The organism is Gottfriedia acidiceleris (assembly GCF_036421055.1).
Taxonomy (GTDB): Bacteria; Bacillota; Bacilli; order Bacillales; family Bacillaceae_G; genus Gottfriedia; species Gottfriedia acidiceleris_C.
In genome coordinates, this window is record NZ_JAZGQS010000007.1 from 22,234 (window position 1) to 34,385 (window position 12,152).

Annotated in this window: 17 protein-coding genes; 5 read left to right on the top strand and 12 right to left on the bottom strand. The window is 32.1% G+C overall.

The features are described from left to right. Window positions 1-143: 143 nt before the first annotated feature. The 7 genes from RAH41_RS12040 to RAH41_RS12070 form a co-directional block, all read right to left on the bottom strand. The gene (locus tag RAH41_RS12040) at window positions 144-341 is read right to left on the bottom strand and encodes a transcriptional regulator (RefSeq protein ID WP_331222720.1); all 198 of its coding nucleotides are present in this window, start codon (window positions 339-341) and stop codon (window positions 144-146) included. 1 nt (window position 342) lies between these two features. Further along, window positions 343-639 (bottom strand): DUF5345 family protein, encoded by a 297-nt coding sequence (locus RAH41_RS12045; protein ID WP_331222721.1) that lies wholly within the window; start codon window positions 637-639, stop codon window positions 343-345. Then, entirely contained in the window at window positions 632-1,171 is a 540-nt protein-coding gene (gene sigY / locus RAH41_RS12050; protein ID WP_331222722.1) for an RNA polymerase sigma factor SigY, read from the bottom strand. The genes RAH41_RS12045 and sigY overlap by 8 nt, the downstream gene beginning before the upstream one ends. 146 nt (window positions 1,172-1,317) lie before the next feature. Continuing rightward, window positions 1,318-1,923, bottom strand: coding sequence for a flavin reductase family protein (locus RAH41_RS12055; protein WP_331223033.1), 606 nt, complete (start codon window positions 1,921-1,923; stop codon window positions 1,318-1,320). Between the two features lie 16 nt (window positions 1,924-1,939). Next, window positions 1,940-2,545, bottom strand: a complete 606-nt coding sequence (locus RAH41_RS12060; RefSeq protein ID WP_331222723.1) for an alpha/beta hydrolase — start codon at window positions 2,543-2,545, stop codon at window positions 1,940-1,942. A 2-nt stretch (window positions 2,546-2,547) separates the two neighbouring features. Then, window positions 2,548-3,489 (bottom strand): ring-cleaving dioxygenase, encoded by a 942-nt coding sequence (locus RAH41_RS12065; protein ID WP_331222724.1) that lies wholly within the window; start codon window positions 3,487-3,489, stop codon window positions 2,548-2,550. 20 nt (window positions 3,490-3,509) lie between these two features. After that, window positions 3,510-3,953, bottom strand: coding sequence for a MarR family winged helix-turn-helix transcriptional regulator (locus RAH41_RS12070; protein WP_331222725.1), 444 nt, complete (start codon window positions 3,951-3,953; stop codon window positions 3,510-3,512). Between the two features lie 305 nt (window positions 3,954-4,258). Here RAH41_RS12070 and RAH41_RS12075 point away from each other — a divergent pair, with 305 nt between their 5' ends. Then, a complete protein-coding gene (locus RAH41_RS12075; RefSeq protein WP_331222726.1) occupies window positions 4,259-4,969 on the top strand; it encodes a polysaccharide deacetylase family protein in 711 nt (236 codons plus the stop codon). A gap of 2 nt (window positions 4,970-4,971) precedes the next feature. Here RAH41_RS12075 and RAH41_RS12080 read toward each other — a convergent pair whose 3' ends face one another. Then, the gene (locus RAH41_RS12080; protein WP_331222727.1) at window positions 4,972-5,553 is read right to left on the bottom strand and encodes a VanZ family protein; all 582 of its coding nucleotides are present in this window, start codon (window positions 5,551-5,553) and stop codon (window positions 4,972-4,974) included. A gap of 259 nt (window positions 5,554-5,812) precedes the next feature. Here RAH41_RS12080 and RAH41_RS12085 point away from each other — a divergent pair, with 259 nt between their 5' ends. Then, on the top strand, window positions 5,813-6,469 hold the full coding sequence (locus tag RAH41_RS12085) for a glycosyltransferase (protein WP_331222728.1): 657 nt from the start codon (window positions 5,813-5,815) through the stop codon (window positions 6,467-6,469). 70 nt (window positions 6,470-6,539) lie between these two features. Here the strand turns inward: RAH41_RS12085 and RAH41_RS12090 are convergent, their stop codons facing one another. The 3 genes from RAH41_RS12090 to RAH41_RS12100 form a co-directional block, all read right to left on the bottom strand. Next, complete coding sequence (locus RAH41_RS12090; protein ID WP_331222729.1) at window positions 6,540-7,328, bottom strand: EcsC family protein; 789 nt, start codon at window positions 7,326-7,328, stop codon at window positions 6,540-6,542. A 207-nt stretch (window positions 7,329-7,535) separates the two neighbouring features. Beyond that, window positions 7,536-8,420: an RNA polymerase sigma factor SigJ gene (gene sigJ / locus RAH41_RS12095; RefSeq protein WP_331222730.1), complete on the bottom strand. Its 885-nt coding sequence runs from the start codon at window positions 8,418-8,420 to the stop codon at window positions 7,536-7,538. Between the two features lie 20 nt (window positions 8,421-8,440). Continuing rightward, a complete protein-coding gene (locus RAH41_RS12100) occupies window positions 8,441-9,745 on the bottom strand; it encodes an FAD-dependent oxidoreductase (protein ID WP_331222731.1) in 1,305 nt (434 codons plus the stop codon). Between the two features lie 238 nt (window positions 9,746-9,983). On the opposite strand from RAH41_RS12100, the gene RAH41_RS12105 reads away from it, so the two are divergent. Genes RAH41_RS12105 through RAH41_RS12115 form a run of 3 tightly spaced genes read left to right on the top strand, consistent with a single transcriptional unit; the run spans window position 9,984 to window position 11,358 of the window. After that, on the top strand, window positions 9,984-10,313 hold the full coding sequence (locus RAH41_RS12105; protein WP_331222732.1) for a PadR family transcriptional regulator: 330 nt from the start codon (window positions 9,984-9,986) through the stop codon (window positions 10,311-10,313). Beyond that, window positions 10,310-10,714 (top strand): permease prefix domain 1-containing protein, encoded by a 405-nt coding sequence (locus RAH41_RS12110; protein WP_331222733.1) that lies wholly within the window; start codon window positions 10,310-10,312, stop codon window positions 10,712-10,714. The genes RAH41_RS12105 and RAH41_RS12110 overlap by 4 nt, the downstream gene beginning before the upstream one ends. An 11-nt stretch (window positions 10,715-10,725) precedes the next feature. After that, window positions 10,726-11,358, top strand: coding sequence for a hypothetical protein (locus tag RAH41_RS12115; RefSeq protein WP_331222734.1), 633 nt, complete (start codon window positions 10,726-10,728; stop codon window positions 11,356-11,358). 118 nt (window positions 11,359-11,476) lie between these two features. Here the strand turns inward: RAH41_RS12115 and RAH41_RS12120 are convergent, their stop codons facing one another. After that, complete coding sequence (locus RAH41_RS12120; RefSeq protein ID WP_331222735.1) at window positions 11,477-12,118, bottom strand: NAD(P)-dependent oxidoreductase; 642 nt, start codon at window positions 12,116-12,118, stop codon at window positions 11,477-11,479. Between the last annotated feature and the right edge of the window lie 34 nt (window positions 12,119-12,152).

Genomic DNA, 12,152 nt, shown 5'->3' on the forward strand with positions numbered 1-12,152 from the left:
AACTAGGTGTATTACTCAATTAATACATCTCATACGTGTACTATACACGTAATACACCAAAATTGTCAAATACAAAATTTAAAAATACTAGACTAAAATTGAGCAGTTCCAATTAGCCTAGTATTTCTACACAATCCTTAATTTCATTTTTTTCGATCTTTTCGAACAACTAAAAAGTAAAAGAAAACACTTGGCCAAGGGAATTGGATCATTCCTAACAACCCCCATAACCAGGCTGAACGATTTCTCTTTTTAGCGTTTGTAAAAAGTGTAATACTTTGCGTTATTAAAATGATAAAGACTAAAGATAATATGATAATATTTTCTGTTGTCCATTCCACTTTACATCAACTCACTTTCAATTTTCTTTTTATCTCGTTTAAAAATAATTGGTAATGCAATAAAGCCTAAACCTTGAATAAACACAATGCTTACTGGTGCTTCTAATGCCATAAGAAGTGCCCCGATAAATAGACTGCATGCTACACAGATAAATACGATAAGTTCTTTAAGAAAAATGGTCTTCTTTTTTTCCTGATGATATTTAATTTTTTCTGTAATCGCACTGATTGAAGGTTCATGTACATTCGTTAATTCATCAAACTGCTTAAATGCTGAAACAATTTCTTCTTTATCCATCTTGCATTAACTCCTTTCTTAATTCCTTCATTCCATTATGAATTCTTGATTTAACTGTACCTTCTCGAATTCCCATCATATTTCCAATCTCTTCGTTCGTATAGCCGTAGTAATGCTTTAATAATATAGCCGTTCGTACATCTGATTTAAGCTTTTCAAAACCCTCCATAATATCACACCACTCAAACCCTTTATAGGCTAGCTGCCAATTTAAGGAGCGCGATAACTTTTCAGATTCATTTTTTTGCCAAAACCATTCGCGCTTTTTCCTTCTTTGTTGATCTAAATAAAGTCTAGTAGCGATTGTAATTAGCCAAGTCGAAAATTTGGATTGTCCGTTGTATTTCTTTATATTGTCATAACCTTTCAACATCGTATCCTGCACTAAATCTTCTGCAGTTTGTTGATTTAGCGTCATCTTTAAAACGTATTTATATAAAAAGGAATAATGGATTTGAAAAAGTTTAGCAAATGCATCTTGGTCACCTTGCTGAGCATCCTTTATAATTTCTAATTCATCTAAATCGGCCATTGCTTCCTCCTTCCTAGCTATGTTATTCAATCTTTATTTCGTTTCATTTGTTATACGAATAGGTTCTACAAATCGTTCATTTTTCTTTAAATTTTTTCAAAAAAAATGAAGGGTAAATTCTACTTTACCCTTCACTCTTATTAAACTTATTTAGGACGATCAATTGTAAACATTTCTCCAACTTTCGCATAATCATTCCCTGCTAAACGACTAACTGCTTTTAAGCCATCTGCATCGATCCGGCCATTTTCATAAATTTCATCTTCTATATGAAAATAAACAACCTTGCCTATTAATAAGTCACAAGCCTCATTATCTTTTCCTAATGGAATTGCCTGTTCTAAAACACATTCCATTCGAATCTTTGACTCCTTCACTCCTGGAACTGAAACCTTTACACTTTCTATAGGTGTTAATCCTGCTAACTCAACTTCACTCTCAGTAGATGGTAAAGCAGCTGCTGTTTTATTAATTGCTTCTACATTTGATTCATCAACGATATGAACAACGAATTCTTTTTTCTCAATCGCATTTCTAGCTGTATCTTTTTGTTTGCCATTTTGTCGTTGAACAGATACAGATATCATAGGTGGATTAGACGTTACGATGTTGAAATAACTAAAAGGTGCCCCATTTAAGACATTCTCATTTGATTCTGTTGTCACAAAAGCAATTGGCCTTGGAATAATCCCACCAATTAAGAATTTATAATTATCACGTTCACTTATATCAGCTGGAGAAAAAGATTTCATCATTATTACTTACCCCTTAAAAGTTTTTTTGATACCATTCACTTGCAGCTTCAATTTCTGATCTAGTTAAGCTATGCCCCATGTTTTCCCAATGAGTAACGACTTTTGCACCGGCACCGTCTAACAATGATGCTAATTCTTCTGTTTCTTGTGGTAAACAGATTGGATCATTTTTTCCTGCTCCAATGAAGACTGACACATCCTTCATAATTGGTAATTCTACATCACGAATCGGTACCATTGGATGCAATAACATTGCGCCTTTAAATACATTTTCGTAATGGAACAGTAGACTTCCTGCAATGTTTGCACCGTTTGAATAACCAATAGCGATCATATTATTTGGATCAAATCCATGTTCTACAGACGCCGTTTCAATAAACTCTTTTAATTCTTTTGTACGGAAAACTAAATCTTCCATATCAAATACACCTTCAGCTAATCGCTTAAAAAAACGTGGCATTCCATTTTCACTTACATTTCCTCTAACTGATAATACAGAAGCTTCATCGTCGATCATACCTGTAATTGGTAATAAATCAAGTTCATTCCCCCCTGTACCATGTAATAATAAAAATGTTGGCTTCGCTGGATTACTCCCTCTATTAAATACGTGTTTCATCGTCATTCTCCTTTCACCTCTCTAACAACAACTGGTTGCAAGTGATTTTCTATTATTTCACGATGTGGTTCCTGCCACTTTGGTAGCATTAACTGTTCGCCTAAATGGTCTATATTCTCATCAATCGTAAATCCTGGTGGATCAGTTGCAATTTCAAATAATAACCCACCATTTTCACGAAAATAAATTGCGTTAAAATAATTTCGATCTTTTACTTCAGTAACTCCATAATGATGATCATATAATTTATGTTGCCACTTTACATGTTCCTCATCATTACTTGCTCTCCAAGCAATATGATGGACAGTTCCTACTCCCATAGCTCCTCTGCCTACTGCGGCTAATTCAATATCAATAATATTTCCGATATCACTAGCAGCTTTAAAACGTAAATAGTTACCTTCTTGACCTAAGCATTCTAATTCCATTACGTTTTCCAACAGTTCTGCTGTTTTATTTGGTGCTCCAGAATATAAAACTGCACCACCAAATCCTTTAATTGCTACATCTTTTGTAACACCATTAAATTCCCAAGTATTTTCTTCGCCAGCTTCCCTTTCTACTAATTCTAGTTGTAAGCCATGAAAGTCTTCAAATCGAAGAAATGTTTCTCCAAATCGACTTACTTTTTTTGTTTGAATTTTAAAAGATGCTAAACGATTTTCCCAAAATTCCATTGAGTTAGCTGGGATTAAGAATGTTGTGATTCCTACTTGCCCACTTCCTACTTTCCCTCTATATGCATTTGCCCAAGGGAAGAAAGTCATAATCGTCCCTGGTTTTGCAGTTTCGTCTCCAAAATAAAAGTGATAAGTTCCTGGATCATCAAAATTAATTGTTTTTTTCACAAAGCGTAAACCTAAAATCCCAGCGTAAAAATCCATATTTTCTTGTGGATCACCAACTATTGCAGTAATATGATGTATGCCTTTCATTTTCTCCATAAACTTTCCTCCGTTCTAATTCACTTTTTATTTAATTTCCTTAATAAAGTAAGTAATTGTAATTGCTCTTCTTCGGTTAATTTGCTGAATTGAGCTTTTTGAAACTCATCTTGTGAAGGTACGATTTCTTCATACATTTTTTGACCTATTTCTGTTAAAGAGAGATATTTGTTTTTCCATTCTACTTCTCTTTTTATCCACTGAAGCTCTTCCATTTTCTTTAATAGATGAGTCACATTTCCTTTTGTAACAACTAATTTATCGGCTAATTCTTGCTGAGTAAGACGCTTATTTCTCCCAACATGGACAATTACATCAAATTGAGCAGTCGTCAGTCCCCATTTTTTCAATTGATTATTTGATTCTCTAACATTTTTAAGATAAAAACGAGCTAATCGAAACCAAAGTAATACTGCTAAATTTTTTGATTTGTTTGCAGAAGCTTCATTGTGACTATTTAACATTTTTGCACCTCTTTGATCGATCTTGTTATCAGTTTAATACTAAACTGATAACTTTGCAAGTAGATTGTTTGAACTAAATAAAAAACTGTTTTCAAAAATTACCTTCAAAAAAGAAGAACGTTGATTTCCATTTTTATGATGCACTCTTTGTGGCATGTCTTTCGACTCCTCGTCACAATCTTCCCTCTCTCTCTATTTCTTTCAACAGACTTAAATTTCCTTTAATTTCCTTCTTTTATTCTTTTTTTAATTAGTGATGATATAATTATGTTTATTTTCAATAACTAGAAAGACAGGTAAAATAGATGAAAAAAAGAGTACTGAAAATAAGTGCAAGTATTCTAATTATATTTCTAATCTTATTTGGATTGTACAAGCTAATAAATGCAAGATCTTTTCAGCTTTTTGGTGGATTAACAAACGAAGTTAACACTAACCAAAAAGTAGTTGCTTTAACATTTGATGACGGTCCAACTAAAAATGTAGATGATATTCTACAACTATTAGATCAATACAATGCAAAGGCTACTTTTTTTCTAATCGGGAATGAAATTGAAAAAAATCCCGAAGAAGCCAAAAAAATTGTGGATGCAAGGCAACAAGTTGGAAATCATACATATTCTCATAACAGAATGGTGCTAAAATCACCTTCATTTATCAAAAATGAAATTGAAAAGACAGACAAACTAATACGAAAAGCTGGTTATAAAGGGGAAATTGAGTTCCGTCCACCAAATGGTAAAAAACTATTTGGCTTACCGTATTACTTGCATAAACATAACCGAGAAACAATTACTTGGAATTTGGAGCCAGATACTTTTTACACTAATCCTCAAGACAAAATAGACTATGTAAAGAAAAATATAAAACCGGGTTCAATTATTTTAATTCATCCAATGTATGATAAAACTGGTAAAGAATTAGAAACAATTAAGGGGATTTTGGATTTATTAACGAAAGATGGATATAAATTTGTGACAGTGAAAGAGCTTCAGAAGTTACAAAAAGACAAGTAGCATTATGCTCCTTGTCTTTTTGTATATTGACTATCGATTTTCTTCTTAATAGAAAATTTAGTGATTAAACTAAAAACTATAAATCCTAACACGGTGCCAAATGAATTTAATAATAAATCATCAATGTCGCAAGATCGATAATTATATCCAAAAAATAATCCAGCGGTTCCTTGGATTATTTCAATCCCTAAACTTACAGTAAAACCAACTAATATCGTTTTACTTTTCTTAATATTAGGATTTAGGACTGGCAAAGCAAATCCTAAAGGTATAAATAATGCAATATTTCCTCCGATTTGCTTTAGAGCAATTGAAAATGACCCATATTTGATTGAATCTACAACTACTTTAAATGGGACAAAATTATTTTTATACCCTAAGTGATCCTCAATCATGACTTGAATTAGATACTTTTGATAAGGAAACGGGAACAAAGTAATATCCAAGAGACAAGTAATGTAGATTCCAAATATTACCCAATAAAAATATTTTAATAGAGTAATATAACCTTTAAAAAATCTATAACCAAAAAATAAAATGATTAAAGTCATGATAATGAAACTAGGATATAAAAAATTTAACATATTGTCTTCCCTTCACCTTCCAAGGAAAAAGTAACATACTTACCGCGTTATTTTTCCACTATTTCCCACCATCTATTATTATACTATATCAAAATCACTATTTTTTTAATAGCCAATCTAACTTTGATGTTTTCCACATGAGTAAGCATTTGCTCTACTTTCACAAATGAACTAAATGTAAAAATTTTGAATATTACTTTTAAAAAAATCCAAAATAATACTGGTACATTTTGAAAACATCTCAAAAGGAGACATCTAAATGAAGAAACAATTACTAAAATTCACATCTCTATTTTTATGTTTTGCACTAATTTTATCCCCTATTAAATCCAGCGCCGAGCAAATGGATACTCGAGCTCATGGAAGATGCATAAGTAATTCAGCATGTAATTTTAAAGCAGATATGAGAAAGCTTTGGATGGATCACTTAATATGGACTAGTAAATATATTGTAAGTGCTGTTGCTGGAATGCCAGATAAGGATGTAGTACTTGCAAGACTCTTAAGAAATCAACAAGATATTGGGAACGCAATTAAACCATATTATGGTGCTGCCGCTGGAGATCAGCTTGCTAAATTACTTACAGAGCACATTGTAATCGCTGGTAAAATTATTGATGCTGCGAAAGCAAATGATATGGCCACTTTAAAAACATTGAACGACAAATGGTTTAAAAATGCAGATGAGATTGCTGCACTTTTAAGTAAAGCAAATCCAAATTGGACAAACCAAACTTTAAAAAACTTACTATATACACATTTAAAAATGGTAACTAATGAGGCTGTTACTAGGATAAAAATGGACTGGGAAGGGAATGTTCAAGCATTTGATGCTAGTCTTCAACATATAATCACAATAGCTGATACAATTTCTTCAGGCATTATTAAGCAATTCCCGAATAAATTTAAATCTTAAACAAACGTTTGATTTATGAAATTAACAAAAAAGATGAATTTAGCTCTAAACTAATTTCATCTTTTTTCTGCTATTTTAAATCATTCAATTTTTCCATGATTCGTCTTTTTTTATAAAGCATTCTACCAGCTTCGCCAACATCTTCAATTGCTTGTTTATTTACATAGGCACCAAATATTAAGCCTGCAATTGGAACCATTTGAAACAACTTCTTCCATCCCATGTTGTCACGATATGTATAAAATACTTCTCTCCACCCTTCAATTTGAGAAAAGGCTTTTTTTCCTTCAATATTTGTTAACTCTTCTAATATCGCCTTTTTACCAACTATATCAGCTGATGTAAATTGTAAGCATTTAATAATGAATACTCTCTCCAATTGATCATTTGGATCATATCCATAAGAAATTGCTATTTCTTGAAGTGTCTTTAATGTAAGTCCTAATAAGATTGGGATATCAATCGCAATCGTAAACATTCCACCAAAACCTGTAGTCGCTCCTTGAACCTTTGCAAATTGTTTACGACTAGCTATAAAATCATTCGAAACACGATCCATTTGCTCAAGACTAAGTTGATTGACCATTTCAAGTTCGGTTAATTCTTGAATAGAAAGCTCCTTACTCATCCTAGTTAGAGTTGAAGGGACACTAACTAAATATTGACCACCAGCATTCACATACTTAGATAGCTCATCTAAAATAACCCCAATCTTATCGTGAATGAACTTAGGTGTAATTTTATCCAAAATCATAAATGGAATTCTACCGACTTTCTCCCAAAAAAATACGCTTTTTTGATCTTTTTCCCATTTTTCAATTTCATTAAGCTGTGCAATTAGATACTCTTTCGTTTCCATAAACACTCCTATAATTTTTAATCTATACATAGTCACTACTAAAAACTATAATGCTTTTTGTGAAAAAAACCAAAAATAAAAAGGGGCTATCTCATTGTAATAAGCCCCTATGTGTAATTGAAACTCACATTTTTGCAGTAAATTTGCATACAAAAAAGGGTTCCCATAAAAAAGCGGGACTCCCTCTTCTAAGCTTAAACCTGATTCTCATTCTAAAAATCTTATCTTATCAGGATTTCGAACCATATAAATACTTCGGTAACGCTCTCCTTCTATATCAAAACAAATTACGGTTGGCTCTTCGCCTTCACTTTTTACAATTAAACCAATTTGATGATTAATCAAAGCAATTTCGATATCGGATGGAGAGTTAATTTTCTTCCTTATACCAACAAGGAAGGCAATAACATTTTTCTTTAGATTGATTGGGCGGATTGCTGCTTTCGTTTTGCCACCGGCGTCAGTTATTAGAACGATATCTTCCGTTAAAAGTGAGATTAGCATTTCAAAATTACCTGTTTCCGCAGCTTCAATAAATCGTTTAGCAATGTCTAGCTCTTTATTTAGATTTCGTTTTTCATCTACATCCTTACTTTGGACTTTGAGCTTAAGTCTACTGAATATTTTACGGCAATTCAATTCGGTCTTATTTAAAATATTTGCGATTGTACGAAAGTCAAACTGAAAGGCTTCCCGTAATACAAATACTGCTCTTTCGGTTGGGTTTAACTGTTCCAGTAAAACTAAAAATGCATAGGTTATCGTTTCATCTAAAATCATCTTTTCCATTGGATCATCATTTAAATCTTCCGGTAATTTTTCAATAATCGGCTCAGGAAGCCACGGTCCTATATAAATTTCGCGTTTATTTTTTGAGGATTTTAATAAATCTAAGCAACGGTTAGTCATTATTTTACATAAGAATGCTTTTATATTATTCGGCTTTTCTTTTGTGTTAGATTGATTCATTTTTTGAACTGCGAGAAAAGTATCCTGTACCAAATCCTCCGAATCCTCAACCGATCCTAGCATACTATACCCTATTGAAAATAAAAGTGGCTTATATTGAGAATATAGATAGTCTACTTCCATGGATTATCTTCTCCTCTATTTTAAATTAGTTGAAGTTCAAGCTTCTCATTTATTCGTTTAGTAGCATTTTTAGCACTCGTAAGTGATGCATTTAATAGAAGTTCTGTCTCCCCCAGCCAGTCTCCTGCAATATAATAGCCTTCCAAGCCAATCTCACTATTTGATAAATGATTGTCTAATTTATTAAACGGCTTTTTTATGTCGTTAGAAACTATAAGATTAGGAAGATAGCGACGTGAAATTACATAGTCTCTCCAACCTGGTTGGAGCAAATCAAGTAAACTTTCTAGTTCTTCCTCATCTTTTGTAGAATCTGTTTCGTTGACCGAGTTTAAATATTTCATTAGATGTACTACAATTTCGCCTTCTTTATTCGATAATTTAGCTACTGATGAATGATTTGAAAAGTACCATGGTTGATCAACACCTAAAGCAAAGTTGAGTTTTGGATTTGGTAAACCTTTCATTACAAGGTCAAGGCATGCAGCCTTTACTGGAATCAATTGATTACATTTTTGTAAAAATGAATCTGGGATTGGCTCATCTATTAACTTAACGAAATCATTTGGTTTAATTGTCGATAACAAACAGCTGGTGTTGATCCTAGTATCATTTTTCAAGATAAGATTTATATTTGGATAAGAGCCAGTAATTTTAGATACTACTGTACTACTTTGAATCGTAACACCAAGTTGATTCGCCTTTTTAATTAGGTCGTTAACAATTGATTGCCATCCTTCATTTATATACATTACTTTCGCGCTACGAAGCTGACCAATTGCCACTCCTGCACTTATTAATTCAGAATTACTTGTATAGGTAGATACACGGATAAAAGCTAAAATTAAATTTTTTACACGATGACTTGATATTTTTCTATTCAAATATTCTTCTAAACTTATATGATTGATTTCCTCTAAATCCACTTTACGAATATGTCGGTAAAATCGAATAAATTCCATTTTTTCTTTCCATTTTAAATGATTGCCCAAAAATAAGTTAAATGCTTCGATTATTTTCATTTGATTAGATTGATCACCAAGAATAAATGCACCACTCAATTTTGGAAGCTTACCAGAAACAGTAACACCCACTTCATTTAAAATTTCGATACAGTTTATATATAATGCGTGTGCTCCAAGATTTAAATGTGCATCGCCAATTATATTCGAAATACCTCTCCCACCTAATTTAGATGCTTTATCCAATAGTAGTACTTTTTTACCTGCTTGAGCTAAATAGATCGAGGCAGTTAAACCAGCAATACCACCACCTAATACAGTTACATCCCATTTTTGATGTCCATCTATTTGATTTAAACTCATAATATTATCTCTCCCTTTCCTTTTCTTCACTAATTAAGACGAATGAAATACAAAAAATGTGACATATAGTAGAGCAAGAATAGGAAAAATAATTTATTTAGGCTTCGGACGGGCTTATTTCATTACTTACTAATAGTCAAAAATAGAATTACATAAAATTACTTTGACAGGTAGAGTAATTATTGTTAACATTACTCTATCAGATAGAATAATATTATAGAAGGTGAATTGGTGATTTATGGTTAGAAGTGACATCATACGAGGGCATCTTGATTCAATCATATTAAAACTCATTTCTGAGAAAGACCGTTATGGATATGAGATTTCTCAAGAAATTGGATTACGGACAGACAATCGGTTTCAAATAAAAGAAGCAACATTATACGCTGTATTTCAGCGCTTAGAAAAAAAGGAATTAGTGGAAGCTTATTTCGGCGATATTACACACGGTGGAAAAAGAAAATATTACAAAATAACTTCATTAGGAAAAGCATATCTAACAGAATTAGTAAAAGAATGGCAAGAAGTAAAAGAAATTATTGATCTATTCATGGAGGAGATAGAATGAAAAAAATTAGAAATCATATTGAAGAACTATTTAAAGAAGTTCCTAAAACTGAACAATCAGAAATAGTTAAACAAGAGATTATTCAGAACTTAGAAGAAAAAGTCATGTTTTTAATGGAAAATGGTAAGGAGGAAGAAGATGCTATAAACAAAGCAATTGTAGAATTTGGGGACATTGAGGAATTAAAAAGAGAACTTGGTGTTAAAAAAACAGATAGCAAGAAAGAAAAATTTGCAAAACTAAATTTATCCTATTCTATTTGGGGCAGTGGCTTACTAATCGCTTTCTTCTTATTTACTAATTTTTACTACACTCCGAAGACGATCTGGTTTGTGTACCCAACGTTTGGTCTATTATGGTGGCCTCTTTCAATGTATTTCTACTGGCAACGTAAAAAGTGAGGTGAAGAACAGTGAAAAATTATATCGGTTTTGCAACTACAGGCTGTATTATGACGATGGTGTTTTTTATGCTCGTTAATTTTATTACATCTCCTAGCACGATTTGGTTCATTTACCCATGTTTTTTCATTTTATTTTGGCCAATTAGTTTATATTTCATTAGAAAAAAATCGATGAAGCAATTCTCACTCTTTAGTAGTATCGTACTCCTAGCTTTCTTGTTAACAGAGAACTTACTTCACTCACCTGATTATATTTGGTTTTTCTATGCAGCCTTTCCAATTATTTGTTGGCCAATTCTCATGCATTTAGGTAAGAATGCTAGAACACTACCGATTGCTATCCTTGGCAGTATGATAATGATCGCATACTATGGTTTTTTAAATTTTATCGCTTCTCCAGATTATCCTTGGGTCATTTATCCGGCATTTGCAATTATTTGGTGGCCATTATCCATTTATCATGTGAATAAAAAATCGTTTGTAGCTTTTTCGTTTTCAGCTAGCATACTAATTAGTCTTTTCTTTATTATTGTAAATGTTATATCCACCCCAGATACAATTTGGGCTGTATATCCAATTTTTGCAGTTATTTGGTGGCCTCTAAGTATGTATTTTTATGGCTATAAAAAGAAACAAATATAAGCTATAATTGTTGGACTTCATACGATGGGGTCCATTTTTATTTATATAAATAAGAAAAGCGATTCCCATAAAGAATCGCTTCGATGTGTAGACAAAGTACTAAATTTGAATTTCAGACTTATTCTGCTTCAGAAACTAAAGTAAATCGTTCATTAATATGTTGTGGATTTTCAATCTCGTCTAATAAAGCAATTGCATAGTCAGCATAACTTACGTAGCTATTACCTTTTTTATTAACAATAAAATTGTCTTTTCCTTTTTGATAAGCCCCAGTACGTTTACCATTCGGATCAAAAAATGCTGCAGGACTAATAAATGTCCATTTAATATCAGTTGTTTTTTGTAAGTCGTGAAGACCTTTTGTCATATTTGAAGCAGTAGCATAATATTCTTTTGGAAATTCAGGAGTGTCAACTAATTGAATCGTTTTTTCTTCATCAACATATAAGCTACCAGCTCCACCAACTACAATTAATCTAGTATCCTGATTACCTTTTAAAGCATTTATTAGAACATTCCCTGCTTTAATATAAAGATTCTCATGACCTTCAGCTGCTTTAAATGCATTTACAACAACATCAAATTGCTTTAAGTCAGCTGAATTTAAATCTAATAAATCCTTTTCCAATACTGATACTTCATTATTTGTTAATTTAGATGCATTTCTTACGATTGCTGTTACCTCATGTCCTCTTTCTACTGCTTCTTTTAAAATAAGGTTACCTGCTTTACCTGTTGCTCCAATAATACCAATTTTCATTTTTTTTCTTCCTCCTTAAATTTTTAAGATTCGT